The organism is Dietzia sp. IBK-p2-16D (assembly GCF_057773085.1).
In genome coordinates this window covers 1-20,328 of record NZ_JBYMTL010000002.1, presented here as the reverse complement: position 1 = coordinate 20,328, position 20,328 = coordinate 1, and the positions used below count along the sequence as shown (strand labels likewise).

13 protein-coding genes and 1 tRNA gene are annotated in these 20,328 nt (G+C 63.9%); all 14 read left to right on the top strand.

Annotated features, from left to right (window positions below):
* Nucleotides 1–45: 45 nt before the first annotated feature.
* Nucleotides 46–981 (top strand): glycosyltransferase family 2 protein, encoded by a 936-nt coding sequence (locus AC3DE3_RS04430; RefSeq protein WP_488369124.1) that lies wholly within the window; start codon nt 46–48, stop codon nt 979–981.
* Entirely contained in the window at nt 978–3,155 is a 2,178-nt protein-coding gene (locus AC3DE3_RS04425) for a glycosyltransferase family 2 protein (RefSeq protein WP_488369123.1), read from the top strand. Before AC3DE3_RS04430 ends, AC3DE3_RS04425 begins: the two co-directional genes overlap by 4 nt.
* Complete coding sequence (locus AC3DE3_RS04420) at nt 3,152–3,946, top strand: polysaccharide deacetylase family protein (protein ID WP_488369122.1); 795 nt, start codon at nt 3,152–3,154, stop codon at nt 3,944–3,946. The genes AC3DE3_RS04425 and AC3DE3_RS04420 overlap by 4 nt, the downstream gene beginning before the upstream one ends.
* A complete protein-coding gene (locus AC3DE3_RS04415) occupies nt 3,943–4,986 on the top strand; it encodes a GNAT family N-acetyltransferase (protein ID WP_488369121.1) in 1,044 nt (347 codons plus the stop codon). Before AC3DE3_RS04420 ends, AC3DE3_RS04415 begins: the two co-directional genes overlap by 4 nt.
* Before the next feature lie 46 nt (nt 4,987–5,032).
* A complete protein-coding gene (locus AC3DE3_RS04410; RefSeq protein WP_488369120.1) occupies nt 5,033–5,920 on the top strand; it encodes a glycoside hydrolase family 16 protein in 888 nt (295 codons plus the stop codon).
* Nucleotides 5,917–8,214 carry a phosphotransferase gene (locus AC3DE3_RS04405; protein WP_488369119.1) on the top strand — a complete coding sequence of 766 codons (2,298 nt, stop codon included), beginning with the start codon at nt 5,917–5,919 and terminating at the stop codon, nt 8,212–8,214. Before AC3DE3_RS04410 ends, AC3DE3_RS04405 begins: the two co-directional genes overlap by 4 nt.
* Nucleotides 8,198–9,973 (top strand): hypothetical protein, encoded by a 1,776-nt coding sequence (locus AC3DE3_RS04400; RefSeq protein ID WP_488369118.1) that lies wholly within the window; start codon nt 8,198–8,200, stop codon nt 9,971–9,973. Before AC3DE3_RS04405 ends, AC3DE3_RS04400 begins: the two co-directional genes overlap by 17 nt.
* Nucleotides 9,970–10,371, top strand: coding sequence for a hypothetical protein (locus AC3DE3_RS04395; protein WP_488369117.1), 402 nt, complete (start codon nt 9,970–9,972; stop codon nt 10,369–10,371). Before AC3DE3_RS04400 ends, AC3DE3_RS04395 begins: the two co-directional genes overlap by 4 nt.
* A 42-nt stretch (nt 10,372–10,413) precedes the next feature.
* Nucleotides 10,414–10,496, top strand: a tRNA-Leu gene (locus tag AC3DE3_RS04390).
* Between the two features lie 267 nt (nt 10,497–10,763).
* On the top strand, nt 10,764–13,199 hold the full coding sequence (locus AC3DE3_RS04385; protein WP_488369116.1) for a type I restriction-modification system subunit M: 2,436 nt from the start codon (nt 10,764–10,766) through the stop codon (nt 13,197–13,199).
* Entirely contained in the window at nt 13,196–14,359 is a 1,164-nt protein-coding gene (locus tag AC3DE3_RS04380) for a restriction endonuclease subunit S (protein ID WP_488369115.1), read from the top strand. Before AC3DE3_RS04385 ends, AC3DE3_RS04380 begins: the two co-directional genes overlap by 4 nt.
* Nucleotides 14,356–17,466 (top strand): type I restriction endonuclease subunit R, encoded by a 3,111-nt coding sequence (locus AC3DE3_RS04375; protein ID WP_488369114.1) that lies wholly within the window; start codon nt 14,356–14,358, stop codon nt 17,464–17,466. Before AC3DE3_RS04380 ends, AC3DE3_RS04375 begins: the two co-directional genes overlap by 4 nt.
* The gene (locus AC3DE3_RS04370; protein WP_488369113.1) at nt 17,453–18,193 is read left to right on the top strand and encodes a M48 family metallopeptidase; all 741 of its coding nucleotides are present in this window, start codon (nt 17,453–17,455) and stop codon (nt 18,191–18,193) included. Before AC3DE3_RS04375 ends, AC3DE3_RS04370 begins: the two co-directional genes overlap by 14 nt.
* Before the next feature lie 89 nt (nt 18,194–18,282).
* Nucleotides 18,283–20,154, top strand: a complete 1,872-nt coding sequence (locus tag AC3DE3_RS04365) for a DUF262 domain-containing protein (protein WP_488369112.1) — start codon at nt 18,283–18,285, stop codon at nt 20,152–20,154.
* Nucleotides 20,155–20,328: the final 174 nt, after the last annotated feature.

The following is a 20,328-nucleotide window of genomic DNA, read 5'->3' as shown; positions in this document are numbered from 1 at the left end:
TTCATCAAGACCTGGGGGGGATCAACTCGAACGAGGGGGCGCACTATGAGCACCAACATCAACGGCAACGCACGGAGCATTCCGCTGCACGACGCCACACGAGCACCGAGAGTCAGCCTGGTCATACCGACTCTGAACGAGGCGGAGAACCTCGGCTGTCTCCTTCCGACGATCGGAGACATCGTCGATGAGCTGGTCATCGTCGACGGGAGGTCGACCGACGGCACCATCGAGACCGCACTCTCGCTGCGTCCGGACGCACTGATCGTCAAGGAGCCGCGTGCCGGCAAGGGGTACGCGCTGCAGGCGGGCTTCAGTGCCTGTAGCGGCGACATCATCGTGATGATGGATGCGGACGGATCGATGGCACCAGCCGAGATCGACACGTTCGTCTCGGCGCTCCTCGCCGGCGCGGACGTCGTCAAGGGTTCCAGGTTCCTCCAGGGCGGGGGCAGCGGAGACCTCACGGGGGTCCGCATGCTGGGGAACGCGGTCCTGACACGTACCGTCCGCTGGACGTTCGGCGGTCGGTTCTCGGATCTGTGCTACGGATACATGGCGTTCTGGCGCGACGTCCTGCCCTTCTTCGACGAGGAGGTCGGCGGCTTCGAGATCGAGACCTTCCTCAACGTCCGTTCACTGGCCGCCGGGCTGCGGGTGGTGGAGGTCGCGTCGTACGAGGAACACCGCATCAACGGCGAGAGCAATCTCAGCGCCCTCAAGGACGGGTACCGGGTGTTGAGCACCATCGTCCGCGAACGCCGTCGCGTGCGCCGCTACCGCTCGAGCCTCGGGTTGCATCGCCCCGACCTGCACAGCGGGGCACCGATGCCACATCCGGTGATCGCCCTCCGTGATCACCGGACGCACAGCGTGGTGACGACCACGACCTTCCCGGGCGCATCCGGGGCGACGGTCGCAGGGGTGGCCGTCGCCGCCGTGGTCAGCGAGGGGAACACCTGCCCGGCTCACGAGCAATGACCGCGGCGCGCACCACGGTGGTCGTGTGCGCGAACTCCTCGGACAGGTACCCGCAGCTGGTCGCAGCAGTCGGGTCCGTGCTCGAGCAGTCCCGGCCACCCGCCGAGGTCATCATGGTGATCGACCACAACCCCGACCTGCTGGGACGAGTGACGCGACGGTTCCCGGACCTGGTCGCGGTGGAGAACTCCGGGCCGCAGGGTCTGTCCGGGGCGCGCAACACGGGAACAGCCAGGGCCCGCGGCGATATCGTGGCCTTCCTCGATGACGACGCCGAGGCCGACCCCGGCTGGCTCGAGGCGATGACCGCGCATTTCGCCAGGCCCGAGGTGCTCGGGGTCAGCGGGTTCGCGGAACCGCAGTGGGCGGTCGGCCGGCCCGGATGGTGGCCGGACGAGTTCGACTGGGTGGTCGGTTGCAGCTATCGGGGCCTGCCGCTCCGGCCGGAGCCGGTGCGGAACCTGATGGGTTGCGCGATGGCGCTCCGCCGGGACGTCGTCCGGGCGGCGGGCGGATTCGACACCGCGCTGGGCCGGACCCGCTCCGGTGCGGCCGGTTGCGAGGAGACCGAACTGTGTATCCGGGCCGCCGAGATCTTCCCCGGCGGTGTCTTCCTCCACGAGCCGGCTGCGCGGGTGCGCCACCACGTCCCGGCATCCCGCGGCACCCTCGGATACTTCCGCTCACGGTGCTTCGCCGAGGGTGTCTCCAAGCGTCTCGTCACACGTCGTACCGGCGCGGGCGATGGGCTCGGCTCGGAATACACCTATACGACGAGGACCCTGCCCGCCGGGGTGGTGCGCAATCTCGCGCGAGCCCTCCGCGGCGATCCGGCGGGGGTGTTGCGTGCGGCAGCGATCAGCTTCGGGCTCGGGGCGACGATGGCGGGCTTTCTCACGGCCCCCGGCCGCCGGACGCGGACGCCCGGTGCGTCTGCCGTGCTCCCGACGGTGGATCCGGTGCTCCCCCTGGTCATCGACGTCTGTGAACCGCCCCGGCCGCTTCGCACCGGGTCGGACCATGGCCCGTATACGCGCGCGTGGTGCCTTCTCCTCGACGACGGGATCCCGGTCAGCGAGCACGAGATCCCCCTGGACGGAACCGAGGAGACCACCGCAGATCTGCTCGGACGCCTCGAAAGGACCGGGGCAGGAGGTGCGGGACGCCGCACCCGGTCGGCCGGGCGTGGGCGTACCCGAGACGACACGACGGTGGTGATCGCCACCCGCGGACGACCCGCACTGCTGGCGGAATGCCTGGAGTCGATCGCGGGCGGGACGACGGTGCCCAGCCGGGTGGTCGTGGTCGACAACGCACGACCCGACGACGAGACCGAACAATTGGTCACCCGGTACCGGATGCCGGGGAGCGAGGTCGCGTACGTACGCGAGGACCGGCCCGGCCTGGCGCTCGCGCACAACGCCGCTCTCCCGCACGTCGCGACCGGACTCGTCGCGTTCACGGACGACGACGTGTGGGTCCACGACCGCTGGCTCGAGAACATCACGAGCGCATTCGATGCCGATCCCGACACCGTGTGTGTGACGGGGATGATCGCGCCCCGCGAACTGGACACCCTCGCCCAGCAGTGGGTCGAGGCCCAGGGGGTCTACAGCAAGGGCTTCCGGAGCCGCGTGTTCGATAACGCGGAGCACCGAGCCGACAACCCGATGTTCCCCTACGCCGCGGGCACCTTCGGCTCGGGGGCGAACATGGCGTTCCGTACGGACTTCCTGCGCACGATAGGTGGGTTCGACGGAGCGCTCGGCACGGGCACCGTCACGAAGGGCGGCGACGACCTCGCGGTCTTCTACGACGTCATCCGCCACGGGGGCCGTCTGACCTACGTGCCCTCGGCCATCGTGCTCCACCCGCATCACCGCGACTACGCGGCACTCCGACGTCAGGTGTACGGGTACGGCGCGGGGCTGGGCGCCCATCTGACGCGGTGCGTCCTCGACGAGCCCCGCGCGGTGGTGACGATGCTGCGCAACCACCGGGCCGCGACGGCCAGGCTCGCGACCATCCTGCACCCGCCCCGGTCGCGGGGACTGCCCGCCTACCCGCGCGACCTGTCGCGGGCACAGCGCAGCGGGCTCGTCTCGGGGCCGGCCCGGTACCTGCTCAGCCGCTACGGCTCGCGTGGTCCCTCCGAGCGACGGGTGAGCGCATGACCCAGAACCTGCCCGTGTTGCTCTACCACTCCGTCACCGACTCGCCCGTCCCCGGGTTCGAGAAGTTCACCGTTCATCCCGATCAGTTCGAATCGCACCTTGACCATCTGCTCGACGACGACCGCCTCGTCATGTCCCTCGGCCGGTTGGCAGCGCACATCAGTACCGGCACCCCGTTGCCGGAGGGCGCGATGGCCATCACGTTCGACGACGGTCTGGCGGACTTCGCACACCACGCGTGGCCCCTACTGCACGCCCGGGGCATGCCCGCCACGTTGTACACGGTCGCCGGATACATCGGAGACCGGAGCCGATGGCTGCCCGCCGACGCCGGGCGCATGCGGATGCTCAGCGCGGACGAACTGACAGCCCTGGCCGACGACGGCGTCGAGATCGGAGCTCACAGCATGACCCATCCACAGCTCGATCTGGTTCCACTCGTCCGCGCCCGTCAGGAGATCGTCGAGAGCAAGGACGTCCTCGAACAGCTGCTCGGGCGACCGGTCACCTCGTTCGCGTACCCGCACGGCCATCACACCCGGGCGGTCAAGGACCTCGTGTCGGGTGCCGGGTACACCTCGGCCGCCGCGGTACGGAACATGCTCAGCCACGACCGGGACGACGTGTTCGCGATAGCGCGGCTGACCGTGACCGACGCGGTGACCGAGTCCGATATCGGCCGGCTCCTACAGGGCCGGGGGGCGCGGCGCGCGCCTCGACATCAGCTGCTGCGCACCAGGGCGGGCCGTCAGGTGCGACGGCTCCGGGAGCGGTCGGGGAGGACCCGGTGAGCATCGTCGAGGTCACCTCCCCGGCCCCCCGGGAGCGCTGGCGCGAACTCGTCGCGCGCTCGGACAGTGCTCTGCCCGAACACGCTCCGGGGTGGACCGACGCACTGTGCGCCACGGGTCGCTACGCGGACGTGAGCCGTCACTATTCGTTCGAGGACGGCGGCGAGGCGCTGCTGCCGTTGGTGGCGCGCCGGGGGCCGACCGGCATCGGTGGATGGGCGGGCTCGTACCCGGCTGCCTGGGGGATAGGCGGCCCCCTCGACACCGGCCTCTCGACGGATGCCGCGCGGTCGATACTCCGGGACCTGCGCGGATTGGGGTGTCAGCGCATCGGGATCAGACCCAACCCACTCGACGGGCCGGTGTGGGTGGCCGCGGCTCGGGCCGAGGAGGTCTCGACCATCCCGCGGCGTGCCCACGTGCTGGACCTGTCCGCAGGGGTGGAGGCCGTGTGGGCGGGTATGTACCAGTCGGGCAGGCGCAATATTCGTCTGGCGCGCCGCGCCGGCGTCCGACTCGAGGTTGGTTCCGGGGGCACGTTCCTCGACGAGTACTACGAGTTGTTCCTCTCGTCGATCGACCGGTGGGCCGAGAAGCAACATGAACCCCGCGCGCTCGCCAGGGCGCGGGCCCGTCGTCGTGACCCGTTGACCAAGCTGCGCACGATGGGAGACCGGCTCGGAGAGGACTTCCGCGTGATCCTGGCCTACCTGGACGGCGCCCCGGTGGCGGGGGCGATCGTGCTGTACGGCCCCACCGGCCACGGGACGCGGGCGGCGATGGACCGCGACAGGGTGGGCAAGTCGCATGCCGCCGAACTCGTCTACTGGACCGCCATCGAGCTGGCCTGTGAATCGGGGTGTTCGACGTTCCACATGGGGGAATCCGGACGGTCCGAGGCCCTCGCGCAGGCCAAGGAGAAATTCGGTGCCCGAGCCTACGACTACGCCGAACTCCGCATAGAGCGACTTCCGTGGACCCGGATGGACACCGTCGTCCGCACCGGGGTCAAGCGCCTGATCGGCTTCGCTGATGAGTAGCCGGGCGCATTCGTATCCGACGTCGCGCCTGCGGACCCGGAGCTGGGTGACGTTCGCGACGGCGGTGCCCGTACTGATCGCACTCGCGGCCGCGTCGGCGTGTTCGGTCGACGTGCACCTGGGGGAGAACCGTGTCGTCCCGCAGACGGCCCGGCCGATCCCTCCACCGGACCAGGGGGTACGTCCACAGGGCGTCGCCATGAACGAGGCCCCACTCATCCTCGACGAGGAGTTCGACGGAACCGGGCTCGACACCGGCGTCTGGAACACCTGCCACTGGTGGGACAACGGTGGGTGCACCATCGCCACCAACAACGAGCTGGAATGGTATCTGCCCGGCCAGGTTCGGGTCGCTGACGGAACCCTCCGGCTCACCGCCGAGCAACGCCGGGTCGTCGGCGCCGAGGGGAGGACCTTCCCGTACGTGTCCGGCATGGTCAGTACGGGTCCCCCGAGGTACGGCGCCGAACCGAAGGTCGCGTTCACCTACGGGACCGTGGAGGTCCGGTTCCGCGCGCCGATCGGGGCCGGCCTGTGGCCTGCGATCTGGATGCTCCCCGCCAATCAGGAGTCGAAGCCGGAGATCGACATCTTCGAGGCGGTCGGACAGCGGCCCGGGCAGGCGACCATCTACTTCCACCCGGACCCGGAGCTGAATCTCCCGGCGTCCCACACTCTCGTCCAGCTCCCGCCGGGAGTGGACATCGCCGACACCCACACCGTTCGACTCCACTGGTCCCCGAATCGCCTGGAGTTCTTCTTCGACGGGGAGAAGGCCTGGGAGGTCACCGGCGAACAGGTGCCGGACGAACCGATGTACCTGGTGATCAATCTCGCGGTCGGCGGTGACTTCGGAGGGCAACCGGACCAGTCGGCGACTCCGGCGACATTCGAGATCGACTACGCGCGTATCTGGTCAGGAGGTGCGCCATGACCGGTCTGGTCACGACTGTCCGGAGTCGGTTTCCCGCTTCCGACGCCCTGCACCTCAGTGCCAACGCGCTGATAATGAGCACCGCGGTGACCTCGGTCGCCGGTCTGGCCTTCTGGGCCCTGGCCGCCCGGTGGTTGCCGGCCGAGACGGTCGGCATCGGGACCGCGCTCGTCTCCGTCCTCACCCTGCTCGCGAACCTGGCCACGTTGGGACTACGCAACGGCCTGGTCCGCTTCCTCCCGGTGGCCGGTGGGTCGACTCGACGTCTGATCACGGGTAGCTGTCTGGCCTGCGCGCTGGCCGCCGTAGCCCTGTCAGGGGTGTTCCTGGTCGGGCAACCGTGGTGGGCCGGACATCTGGGATTCCTGCGCGACAGTCCGCTGACGATCGGTGCGTTCGCCATGTCCACGGTGGTGTGGGTGCTGTTCGTACTCCAGGACCACGTGTTGATCGGGCTCCGGAAGAGTGTCTGGGTACCGGTGAAGAACCTGGCCTACTCCATCGGCAAGATCGCCGCCCTCCCGGTGGTGACGGTCCTGTCGACGTGGGCGGTACTCGGGGCGACAGTGCTCCCGGCGGTCCTCGCCGTGGCCGCGGTGGCCGTGCTGGTGGTCCGGCTGACCCGGCCGGCCGTGGTCGGTCAGGGTCGCGACACCGCGGTATCGGTTCCGCAACTGGCCAGATTCGCCGCGGCCGATCAGATCGCCTGGATGGTCTGGGTCGCGACGCCGCAGGTGCTCACGCTGATCGTGCTGCACCTACGCGGGCCGGAGGCCAGCGCGTACTACTACATGGCCAATATGATCGGCTACTCCCTCTACCTGATCACCAGCAACATCGGCAGTGCGCTGATCGCGGAATCCGTGTACGACCCGATGCAGGCGGCGACGCATGCGCGCACGGCTCTCAGGCACAGCATCCGGCTGGTCCTCCCGTTGGCCGTGGTGGGGGTTCTCGTCGGACCGTTCGCGCTGCGGCTCCTCGGGGAGGACTATGCCGAGAACGCGGGCACCGCGATGCAGTTGATCATCCTGTCCGCGCTACCCCAGACGATCGTCGGGATCAGCGTGAACACCGCCCGGGTGCGCCGGGACATGTCGACTGTCGTCACCACGTACCTATTCCTCGCGGTGGCGATCTGGGGCGGCAGCTGGGTCACGCTGCAATGGTGGGGCGTGACCGGGGTGGGAGCGACGATCCTCGTGGCGCAGTCGCTGGCCGCCCTCGGACTCGTCCTGTCCGGTCGTACCGGACTCGCCACCGGCCCGCCGACCCTGGACTCCGCGTGGGCGGCGGTCGCACGATTGTCACTGGCGGTGCGTCACCTCGGGGCCCGCCGGGACGAACGTCGGCGGGTACATCCGGCACTCGCTGCCTGCGGCGTGTCGGGCTCTCCGGAGACGCGCACTCTCAAGAGCGACTCGGACACCCTCGTCGCGGCCGTCTCGGGGCGAACCGGGGAGTTCGTGGTCAAGATCGCCACGTCGGAGGCCGCGGACCGGAACCTCGCCCGGCACGTGGGTACCGTCTCCGCACTGCGGGACCGGAGCGATTCCGGATTCGCGGACCTGCTCCCACGGGTGCTCGACCTCGGGGTGGTGGGGGAGCGCACCGTCGTGCGCGAGACCCTCCTGCCAGGTCGGACCTCCGACGCCGACGCCGAGCAGGCCGCCGCGGCGGCGATCACCCGCCTCCACATGGCCACGGCGCGACCGATGATCGTCACGCCGTCGCTGGTGGAGCAGTGGGTCGACCTCCCGATCTCCGCCGTACTCGGTCTGAACCTCGGTGAACGACACGCCGAGGAGGTCGACCACCTGGCCGGGTTCCTGCGCGAGCGTCTCCTCGGCCGGTCCGTCATCGTGAGCTGTACCCACGGCGACTTCTGGCCGGGCAACGTGCTGGTGTCCGACGAGCATCGACGGCCGGTGATCACGGGGATCGTCGACTGGGAGAACATGATGGACCCCGGTCTCCCGGACGCCGATCCGGTGCACTGGTACCTGTCCACGAGGCCGGTCGACCTCGGCTCAGCCGTGTGCGCGGCACTCGACGACCCGGGGTCACTCGTGCGGCACTTCGACTCCGCCGGAATCTGCCTTCCCAACCCACAACTCGACCCGGAATCCGTCGTTGTGTTCGCATGGCTGTGGCACGTGGCCAACACCGTGACGCGCTCGACGAGGAACGGGCCCGGCCGGCTCTGGTCCGCCCGGAACGTCCATCCGGTGCTCCGACGTTTCAGGTCGGATGCGCCCTGCGTGACGGGAGGAACAAGTGCTCGACACGCGTGAGGATCTGCACCTGCGACACCGGCAACCGGCGAAGCACCGGCGGAAGCGCTCGCGGCCCGGAACCCCCCTCGGGTCCGTGCGACCGCAGTCGGTGGCACTACTGGCCGTCGTCGCCTCGATCCTGTTGTGGTGCGTCGGGTTCTCGGGGTCCGACCCCCGTGAGATGGGGGAGCTCGGGCTGCTGTCGGACTTCAACACCGCGATCGTGGCCGCGATCATCCTGCTGCTCGGCAGCACGTTGGTGTGCATCTACCAGCACCGTCCCGGTTGGGTGATCGGTACGCATCTCGTCACCTATCTCGCACTGGTCCACGGGACTCCTGCAGTGCTCTACGACACCGCCAGGTATTCGTGGACGTACAAGCACGTGGGCGTCGTCGAGTACATCCTGCGTACCGGCGCGGTCGACCCGGGTATCGACTCCAACCCGATCTACCACAACTGGCCCGGGCTGTTCGCCGCGAGTGCGCTGGTCGCCGACCTCGGCGGAGAGGGGGCTGCCGACGCGGTCGCGCTGTGGGCTCCGCTCGGCTTCAACCTGATCCTGCTGGTGGTCCTCCGGTACCTGTTCCGTGGCTTCACCGGCCGTCCCGCCGTCGTCTGGCTGGCGCTGGTGCTCTACTTCACGATGACCTGGGTCGGTCAGGACTACTACTCTCCGCAGGCAGCCGTCTACATCCTTTACCTCGGGATGATCGGTCTGCTCATCCGCAATCCACGCGGCAGCGCGATGCGGACTCTCGTGTTCTCCGTCCTGGTGGCGGCGATGGCGGTGACCCACCAGATCACTCTGGTCATCCTCCTCATGGCTGTCGCCGTTCTGGTGGCGACGCGGCAGACCCGCGGGTGGTACCTGCCGGTCATCGCTGTCGCCATCGTCTCGGCCTGGGCCCTGACTTTCGCCGGTGACTACACCATCTACAACTTCCGGGATCTGATCTCCGGGTTCGGACAGCCCCTCTCCAACGCCGACGCCACGTTCAGCAAGTCCGACGGCGCGGTCGGTGCGCAGCGGTTGGTGGTCTGGGGCGACAGGTTCACCGTCGCCGCCGGGGCCGCGTTCGCCCTGCTGGGGGTGTGGCGAACTCGTCGCGAGGGAACACTGCACTGGGCCCCGGTGGTCCTCATGCTCGTGCCCGTCGCCGTCCTCGTGCAGATGTCCTTCGGCGGTGAGTCCCTGCTCAGGGTCTTCCTGTTCTCCGCCCCGTTCATCGCGTTCCTCGCCGCGGAGGCCTGCGCGCCGCGTGTCGGTTCGGGCGCCTTCGATCAGCGTCGGTTCACCACGGCGGTGCTCGCACTGGTGTTGATCGTGCCAGGGTTCCTGCTCGGCTACTACGGCAAGGAACGGTACAACTACTTCACCGACCAGGAGATCGCCGCGGCCCAGTGGATCGCCACCAACGCGCCCGCCGGCTCCCTGCTGGTCGAGGGCGATGTGAACTACCCGCGGCAGTTCCACGGCTACGAGAAGTTCACCTACGTTCCCATCGCCTTCGAGCCATCGGTGGATCGCCTCCTGGATCGGCCCGAGGACACCCTTCACCAGTGGCTGTCCAACCCGAGATACAGCGACGGGTACGTCGTGATCACGCGGTCACAGAAGATTGGTGCCGAGATGTACGGGTCGCTCCCGGCCGGCGCGCTCACGGACCTCGAGCGCGATCTGGCGGCGTCCTCCCTGTTTCGTGTGGTTCACCACTCGGTCGATGCCACGGTCTTCACACTGTCCGAGTTCGGTAGGAGGGTGGAGGCCCGATGAACGGCAACAGGACCGCACGGATCCTCATCGCGGGAGTGATCCTGCTCGTACTGGCGATCGTCCCGATCGTCGTGGAGGCCGCTCGGCTCCCGTACCTGGTCGGGTTCTGTCTGTTGGCGCCCGGGTGGGGGTGGGCGCGTCGGATGGGGTCGGGCGACGGGGGCGACAGGCTCGCGCTCACCGTGGTGATCAGCATGAGCGTGTCGATTCTCGTGGCGACCACGATGGTCGCGACCGACACGTGGTCCGCGCCGCTCGGCGTCGCCGCGCTCGCCGCGGTCACGGTCCTGGGATTCGTGCCGCACCACAGGCCGGGGCGGGCCGGGGGCGGCTCGCGGACGGCCGCCGACCGTCCGGGCGTGGTCCGGACGGCCGACGTGGCCGGGCAGGCCGATTAGTACGAGCCGAACGCCACGTGTTAACGTATCCGGGCGTTACTCGGGCGAGTGGCGGAATGGCAGACGCGCTGGCTTCAGGTGCCAGTGTCCTTCGGGACGTGGGGGTTCAAGTCCCCCTTCGCCCACAGAGAGCAGTTCGAGGTTGGAACTGCAGCGGCCGTAGCCGGGATATTTCCCGGTCGCGGCCGCTTTTTGTTGTCTGTGGACGTTCCAGCATGCGCCTCGGGATGTCGGGGGCGAAGTCCCGGACCGGCCGTATTCGAGCGGTTTGGCGTCCGTTATGGCGTGAACTCGATCACCCGCGGCTGACTGCGACCGAACTGGTCGGCCATAGGCGGTTTCCGGCACTAGGGTCACGGTGGAGAACCCTAGTTGAATCGGGAAGGTCATTCGTGGCGCTAAAGAAGTCGGATCTGTACGCATCGCTGTGGGCGAGTTGCGATCAACTGCGTGGCGGCATGGATGCAAGCCAGTACAAGGACTACATCCTCACCTTGTTGTTCGTGAAGTACGTGTCGGATAAGGCCAAGGCCAATCCGGACAGTCTGATCGATGTTCCTGACGGTGGATCGTTCGACGACATGCTGGCTGCCAAGGGCGACAAGGAGATCGGCGACCGGTTCAACAAGATCATCGGCCGGCTCGCCGAAGCCAACGACCTTCGCAACGTCATCGACTTGGCCGATTTCAATGACCCGGAGAAGCTCGGTAGGGGCAAGGAGATGCAGGACCGGCTGTCCAAGCTGGTCACCATCTTCAACGACCTCGACTTCCGAGGGTCGCGCGCCGAAGGCGATGACCTGCTCGGGGATGCCTACGAGTACCTGATGCGCCACTTCGCGACCGAGTCGGGTAAAAGCAAGGGTCAGTTCTACACGCCAGCGGAGGTATCCAGGATCTTGGCAAAGGTGGTCGGCATTGGGCCAAACACTCGTCAGGATGAAACTGTGTACGACCCGGCATGTGGATCCGGTTCGCTGCTACTCAAGGCTGCGGATGAAGCACCGCGCGGCATGACGATCTATGGCCAGGAGAAGGACAACGCCACCTGGGCATTGGCCAAGATGAACATGATCCTGCACGGGCAGGCGGGATATGCAGACATCACCAAGGGCGACACCATCACCAACCCGCAGTTCACCAAGGGTGAGCACCTGCGGACTTTCGACTACATCGTCATGAACCCGCCGTTCTCAGTGAAGTCCTGGAATAACGGCCTAGAGAACGAGTATGGCCGCTTCGAGTACGGACGCCCGCCAGAAAAGAACGGCGATTACGCCTTCCTCCTGCACGCGTTGACCTCGCTCAAGAGCACCGGCAAGGCCGCAATCATCTTGCCGCACGGAGTCCTGTTCCGCGGACATGCCGAGGCGGCCATCCGCACACGGTTACTCAAGCAGGGCTTCATCAAGGGGATCATCGGCCTGCCCGCGAACCTCTTTTACGGCACCGGGATCCCTGCCTGCGTGGTCATCCTCGACAAGGAGAACGCTCAGGCACGCACCGGCGTCTTCATGATCGACGCCTCCAAGGGCTTCATCAAAGACGGCAATAAAAACCGCTTGCGCAGCCAGGACATCCACAAGATCGTCGACACCTTCAACAAGCAGATCGAGATCGAACGCTACTCGCGCATGGTCCCGATGAGCGAGATTTCCGACGCGAAGAACGACTACAACCTCAACATCCCCCGCTACATCGATTCTTCCGAACCGGAGGATCTCCAAGATCTCTCCGCACACCTACACGGCGGTATCCCCGACCGTGACCTGGACGCTCTGCAGTCCTACTGGGATGCTTTCCCGTCGCTGCGTAGCCAAATTTTCGCGCCTAACCGCCCTGGATACAGCGACCTGACCATTGATGTCAGCGAGGTGCAGCAAGCCATCCTTGATGCTCCCGGCTTCCATAAGCTGCGCGACGAAGCCACCGGCATCGTCGAAGAATGGTTCAACACGCACCGCGACACGCTAGCTGGCATCACAGCCGAGACGAAGCCAAACGACCTCATCACCGTAATCGGCGACGACCTACTCGCCCGGTTCAAGCCGATGCCGCTGCTCGACGAGTACAACGTGTACGAGCAACTCATGTCCTACTGGCACGACACAATGCACGACGACGTTTACCTGATCATGGCCGACGGCTGGCTCAACGCCGCCAAGCCACGCAAGACCATCGAGGACAAGGAACGCAAGCTCTCCGAGACTCCCGACTTGGTTGTCGGGTCCGGTCGCAGCGCCACCAAGTACAAGCTGGACCTCATCCCGCCAGCACTAATCGTGGCGCGCTACTTCGCCGCCGATCAGGCCACCATCGACAACCTCACCGCTGCAGCCGAAGAAGCCACCCGCGCCGTCGAGGAGTACACCGAAGAACATGCCGTCGAAGACGGACTGCTCGCCGACGCCATGGATGATGACAAGATCTCCAAGGCGCTGGTCGCCGCACGATTGAAGGCGATCAAGACTGGCGGCGATCCCGACGAGGTCAAGGCGCTGCAGTACGCCAGCAAGCTGTACAACGCCGAAGCAGCCGCCAAGAAGGCAGTCAAAGACGCCCATGCTGAACTCGACCTCGCCACCCTCAAAAAGTACGGCAACCTGACCGAGAATGAGGTGAAGGCAGTTGTGCTCGAAGATAAGTGGCGAGCGACCGTCGCGCACCGCGTTGCAGGTGAAGTCGAAGCTCTGACGCTTGACCTGGTTGCGCGTATTCAGCAGCTTGGCGTGCGGTATGCCGCGACAGTGAGAGATCTAGACTCCGAGCTTGATCGGCTCGAAGCCAAGGTCGCCGACCACCTGGCTGCAATGGGGGTCGGAGAATGAGTTCAACGGTTCGACTCCGTGAAGTCGGCAGTACCTACGGCGGCCTAACAGGAAAAACCAAGGCCGACTTCGGACGAGGAGATGCCCGGTTTGTAACGTTCCTGGAAGTCATTAACAGTACGCGACTAAGTGGTCGTGCACTCGAACAAGTTCAGGTAAAGAAAGGTGAGCGGCAGAACAGCGTCAAGCGCGGAGATGTGTTATTCAACGGGTCCTCCGAGACGCCGGAAGAGGTTGCGCTATCCGCGGTGGTGGATTTTGACCCCAATATTTCCACGTTCTTGAACAGCTTCTGCTTTGGTTTCCGACTGCGGCCAGACGCTGCGGTTGATTCAACATATCTTGCATACTTCTTTCGGTCTTCTGCCGGAAGGTCGCTCGTTTCGTCTCTCGCACAAGGGGCGACACGCTATAATATCGCGAAGACGAAGTTCCTTGACGTCGAGCTCGCCCTGCCGTCGATTGAGCGTCAGCGCGAGATCGTGGAGTGGCTGAATGACGCCGACGACCTAATCGCTACACTCGAACGTCTCATCGCCAAGAAGCAGGCGATCAAGCAGGGCATGATGCAGCAACTCCTGACCGGCCGCACCCGCCTGCCAGGGTTTACAGAGCCGTGGACCGAGCTCACGCTCGGTGAAGTCACTCGAATCAAAACTGGCTCTAGAAACAATCAAGACAAGAAGACCGGCGGAAAATATCCCTTCTTCGTCCGATCTGCCACCATCGAGCGTATCGACTCGTACTCGTATGATTGCGAAGCCATCTTGGTGCCAGGTGAGGGCAATATCGGATCGATCTTTCATTACGTCAATGGCAAGTTTGAAGTGCACCAACGGGTCTACAAAATTAGTGATTTCGCGCCAGGTACGAACGGTCGTTTTATCTACCACTACATGCGCCAATATTTTGGTTCCCATGCGATGGAAAACAGCGTCAAGGCGACGGTTGACTCGCTTCGTTTGCCTACCTTTAAGAATTTCCAGCTTCGGCTGCCGCCCAGTGAGGAGCAAGCGGCCATCGTTCGCTCTCTGGACGATGCGGCGGCAACAGTAGCCCTGCTCGAAAAGCGGCTGGCAAAGGCCCACGCCATTAAAACGGGCATGACGCAGCAGTTGTTGACTGGCCGCACGCGGCTGCCTGTGGAGGTCGAATCGTGAGTGTAATCGGGCAAAGTGAGCGGCAGACTCAAAACCGCGTGGTCGATCGGCTTCGTGAAGAGTTGGGATACGAGTATTTAGGGAACTGGAGCAGCCGCGCGGGCAACTCGAACGTTGAGACTGAACTGCTCGTCGCGAATCTTCGTGCTCGGGGGTGCGGCGATGATCTGATTAATCGTGCGCTTGATCGGCTCGCTAAAGCGGCTTCGGTTGGTGCCGGTCACGATCTGTACGAAGCGAACCGGGACGTCTACGAACTGCTGCGTTACGGGGTGCACGTCAAGCCAGGGGTGGGGGAGCAGACCGAAACCGTTTGGTTGATTGATTGGAAGAACCCTGGAGCGAATGCTTTCGCGGTGGCTGAGGAAGTCACTGTCCGCGGGGAGCACACCAAGCGTCCCGATTTGGTGCTGTATGTCAACGGGTTGGCACTAGCTACGCTCGAGCTGAAACGATCAAAAGTCGCGGTCTCGGAAGGCATCCGCCAGACCATCGGCAACCAGTCACCGCACTTCATCCGCCCGTTTTTCTCCACAGTGCAGTTCGTGTTCGCCGGCAACGACATCGAAGGTCTGCGCTACGGCTTGATCGATACACCTGAGAAGTACTGGCTGGAGTGGAAAGAATCGTATGCCAGCTTGACGGATGTGGGAGATGACAGTCCGCTGGATCGTGGGTTGTTGCAGATGTGCGGTAAACAGCGGTTGCTGGAGCTGATCCACGACTTTATCGTCTTTGATGCTGGTATTAAAAAGGGGCCGCGGCACAATCAGTTTTTCGGAGTCAAGGCCGCGCAAGAGCGGATCGCTCAGCGTGAGGGCGGCATCATCTGGCATACCCAGGGCTCGGGTAAGTCATTGACGATGGTGTGGTTGGCCAAATGGATCCGGGAGAACCAGCCGGATGCCCGGGTGCTGCTGATCACTGACCGCACCGAACTCGACGAGCAGATCGAGAAAGTATTCAACGGAGTCAACGAGCAGATCTACCGCACGAAAAGCGGCGCCGACCTGATCAGCACATTGAACGCCAGCACCGAGTGGCTGATCGGGTCGTTGATACACAAGTTCGGTGCCACCGATCGCGATGAAGAAGCCGCCGCGGAGGAGGCCACGGGCGACTTCATCAAGGAACTCCACGCGAAAGTGCCCGCCGACTTTAAGGCTAAGGGCAACATTTTCGTGTTCGTCGATGAGGCGCACCGCACTCAGTCCGGCACGATGCACACCGCGATGAAGTCCTTGCTGCCCGATGCCATGTTCATCGGGTTCACGGGAACACCGCTGCTCAAGGCCGATAAGGCCACCAGTATCGAAACATTCGGGTCGTTCATCCACACCTACAAGTTCGATGAGGCCGTCGCCGACGGGGTGGTCCTAGATCTGCGGTACGAGGCCCGCAACATCGACCAGCAACTAAGCAGTCCCGCGCAGGTCGACAAGTGGTTCGAAGCCAAAACCAAGGGCATGACGGACTTGTCGAAGGCCGAGTTGAAGAAGCGCTGGGGCACAATGCAAAAGGTGGTCTCCAGCGAGCCCCGTGCCCGCCAGATCGTCAACGACATCCTGATCGACATGGACACCAAACCGCGCCTGATGGACCGGCGCGGCAACGCCATGCTGGTCGGTGCCAGCATCTACCAAGCCTGCAAGTTCTACGACCTGTTCGTCGCGGCTGGCTTCGAAGGCAAATGCGCCATCGTCACCAGCTACATCCCCAACGCCAGCGACATCGCCAAGGAAGACTCCGGCGAGGGCAAGACCGAGAAGATCCGGCAATACGACACCTACCGCCGCATGCTTGCCGACTACTTTGATGAGCCCGCCGATACGGCGGTCAACAAGGTCGAGCAGTTCGAGTACGAGGTCAAGAAGCAGTTCGTCGAGAACCCGGGTCAAATGCGGCTGCTCATCGTCGTCGACAAGCTACTGACCGGCTTCGATGCCCCCAGCGCCACTTATCTCTACATCGACAAGACGATGCGCGACCATGGCCTGTTCCAGGCAATCTGCCGCGTCAACCGCCTGGATGGCGACGATAAGGACTACGGGTACATCGTCGACTACCAAGATTTGTTCAACTCGCTCGAAACTGCCATCACTGACTACACCTCCGGGGCGCTGGATGGCTACGAGAAGCAAGACATCGAAGGGTTGCTCTCGGACAGGATCGAAAAGGCCCGGGAGAACCTCGACGACGCCCTGGAACGAATCCGGGCGCTCGTGGAGCCGGTAGCGCCTCCAAAGTCCACGCAGCAGTACCAGCACTACTTCTGCGCCGCCGAGCCCGGCAACGTCGCCCAGCTCAAGGCCAACGAGCCCAAGCGCGTCGAGTTATACAAGTCGGTCGCGGCAGTCACCCGCGCGTTTTCAAACCTTGCCAACGACATGACCGAAGCCGGGTTCACCCCCGCTGAGGTCGAGGCGATCCGCACCGAGATCGCCCACTACGTCGACGTGCGAGCTGAGGTGAAGATCGGCGCGAAGGAAGATGTCAACTTCAAGCAGTACGAAGCCGGCATGCGGTTCCTGCTCGACACCTACATCCAAGCTGGAGCCTCAGAAGTCGTCGCTGACTTCGAAGACACCGGACTGATCGACCTCATCGTCGAACTCGGGGCCGGGGCGATCGACAAACTCCCCATTGGGATCAAAAACAGTCCCGAAGCAGTCGCGGAAACGATCACCAACAACATGCGCAAGGTGATCGTCGACGAGCACCCGATGAACCCCAAGTACTACGACAAGATGAGCGAACTGCTCGACGCCATCATCGAGCAGCGCCGCCAACAGGCCATCGACTACCAGGAATACCTGGCCCAACTGCTCGACGCCGCCAAGCAACTCGGTGGCCAGGAATCCGACACCAAATACCCCGCCTGGGCCAACAACGGAGCCCGCCGAGCCCTCATCGACTTCGGCTGGTCCGACCCGGCGATGCCTATCCAGGTCGACACCGCGATCGTGACGAGTAAGCCCCACGACTGGGTGGGTAACACAATGAAGGAGAAAGTCGTCAAACGCGCCATCACTCGCGCCCTACCCGACGACTTCGACCGGCTCGACGAACTCTTCGAACTGGTCAAGGCCCGCGATGAATACCGCTGAAGCCCACTTGACCGTCCGCGGGATCAACGTCGATGTGGTTTACAAAGACATCAAGCACCTCCACATCGGCGTCTACCCACCGGCAGGACGGGTCCGCGTCGCCGCACCCCGCAGATTCGATGACGACCAGGTCCGTCTCGCAGTCGTCCAGCGTCTGACCTGGATCAAACGGCAACGAGACCAGCTGCGCTCGGTAGAACGCCAGACCCAGCGCGAAATGGTGACTGGGGAATCTCACTACGTGTGGGGCGTGCGCCGCCGGCTGAAGGTTGTCGAGCGGCCCGGCCGCGTGCATTTAGAGATCGACGGCGAGCGGCTCACCTTGTATGTGCCCGCCGGCACCCCGACCGACAAGCGGCGCGAGTACCTAGACCAGTGGTACCGGGAACAACTGCGCCAAGTGCTCCCCGACCTCATCGCCAAGTGGGAACAGGAACTTGGTGTCACCGTCCCCAAATGGACGATCCGACGCATGAAAACCAAGTGGGGCTCGTGCAATCGCGAAACCCGGCACATCTGGTTCAACGTCGAACTCGCCAAGAAGCACCCCGACTGCCTGGAGTACATCGTCGTCCACGAAATGACCCACTATTTCGAGCGCAACCACGGGGACGCCTTCGCTCGTCTCATGGCTAAGCACCTCCCCGACTGGGAAAGCCGCCGACGACTTCTCAACGCCGAGCCGTTAGCAGCGGAGGAGTGGCCCGTCCGTAAGGCCACGACTTAGAGTGCGATCTGCGAACCTTCTAGACAACCGAGTGACAGTGCAAGAAGTAGACAAGAAAACGACGCAGAAAAAGGAGGCATGAGCAGCTTATGGCCAGCATCACGCCGCATTACCGAACAGTAACCCAGCTATTACAGAGTCGAACGTTCTCCATCGACGAGTATCAGCGCGAATACAAGTGGGACCGTGAAAATATTGCGGAACTCGTCCAAGACCTGACAAGTACCTTTCAGCGTTCCTACACAGACGGTGATTCGACGAAAGATGTGTCTGGGTACGACGAGTACTTTCTCGGTTCGATTATCGTCACTCAGCGACGCAACAAAAACTATCTGGTGGACGGACAGCAGCGCGTCACCTCACTGACCCTGTTACTGATACACCTGTACCGGCAGGCCAGAGACGCGAATCTTAAGGCTGCCCGGACTATCGAACCGTTGATCTACTCTGATTCTCTGGGTGAGGAGGTGTTCAACCTCGACATCGCGGAGCGGACTCCGGTCATCCGCGCGTTGTTCAACGGCGAGACCTTCTCCACCGACGGTCGTGAAGAGTCAGTGCAGACTATGGTGCACCGCTACCACGATATTGAAGACCTTGACATCTCCGGCGAACTCGGCGACGGCTTCCAATCGTTCATCTACTGGCTTCTGAACAAGGTCGGGCTCATCGAAATCGCTACCGATTCCGACCAGCATGCCTACGCGATCTTCGAGACGATGAACGATCGCGGTAAGCCGCTTAGCCCAGTTGACATGGTCAAGGCGTATTTGCTCGCTCCGATCACCGGATCCGAGGACCGGGCCAAGGCCAATGACGCCTGGAAACGAACGGTTCTCGACCTGATTTCCTGGGGCGAGGAGACCGACACAGAGCGAGACGCAGAATTCATCAAAGCCTGGCTACGCGCCCAATACGCTGAAACTATCCGCGACCGCCGAAAGGGCGCCACTGATCGCGATTGGGAACTGATCGGCAGCACCTTCCACCGATGGCTGCGAGACCACGCCGCGCGGGTTGGCGCAGGTAGTCGTGAGCAGAACCTGCGACTGATGACTGAAGAATTCCGGTTCTTCGCCCGCTACTACCTGCAAGTTTTAGACGCCAGCACTCGGCTTACGCCAGGGCTGGAGGCGGTGTACTACAACGCGCACAATAACTTCACCTGGCAATACACAGTGCTACTGGCCCCCTTGGAAGTGACCGACAACGAGGATACTGTGCGTCGCAAACTCCAGGCCGTCGCCACCTACCTCGACATCTGGTTGATGCGCCGAGCAGTGAATTACCAACGATCAGGATACAACGCGGTGTCCTACACAATGTGGCTGCTGGCCAAGGACATCCGGCGCAAACCGCTCGATGAGCTGATTGACGTGTTGTCGGCCAAACTTGAGACAGATGAGGCTACCTTCGAAGGCAACCGCAGCCGCGGGCGCGGCGGCATCGCAGAGCTGGGACTTAACCAGTTCTCGCGACGCTACATCTTCCACTTACTCGCTCGCATCAGCGCCTATATCGAACAAAAGTCCGGGCGAGGCGAAGACTTCGCCACGCTGATCGACCGCACAGCGAAGAACCCGTACGACATCGAACACATCTGGGCGGACAAGTACGAGCGCCACCTCGATCAGTTCGACAGTCGCCAGGACTTTGAGGCTTGGCGCGACGACATCGGCGCGCTGCTCCTCCTGCCGGCCGACGTCAACCGCAGCCTGCAGGACAAGACCTACGAGGACAAAGTCGCACACTACGGTCGACAGAACTTCTACGCGGCGAGTCTCCACTCGGGTACCTATCAACATCAACCGCAGTTCCTGCGTCTCCGCCTAGACGAAAGCCTGGACTTTCAAAGCTACGACCGGTTCGACAAACAGGCGCAGCGTGAGCGCAGCGCGCTATTGCTTCAACTGGCCAATATTGTCTGGTCCCCCGGCCGGCTGGAGGAGCTCAGACCGTAGACCTCACTGACTGTTCCCCGTATTGTGCAGTTTGCTCTAGTCGGTCGGATAGTGCCCCGTGGGGTGGTGGGATTCGGATCGGCGTCTAGTCAGGCGCAGTGATCAACGAGTCGTTGCTGATCGTAGTCGCCGCCGGCGTCGAGGGCGTGCTGCTTGGCGGCGATGACTCGGCGG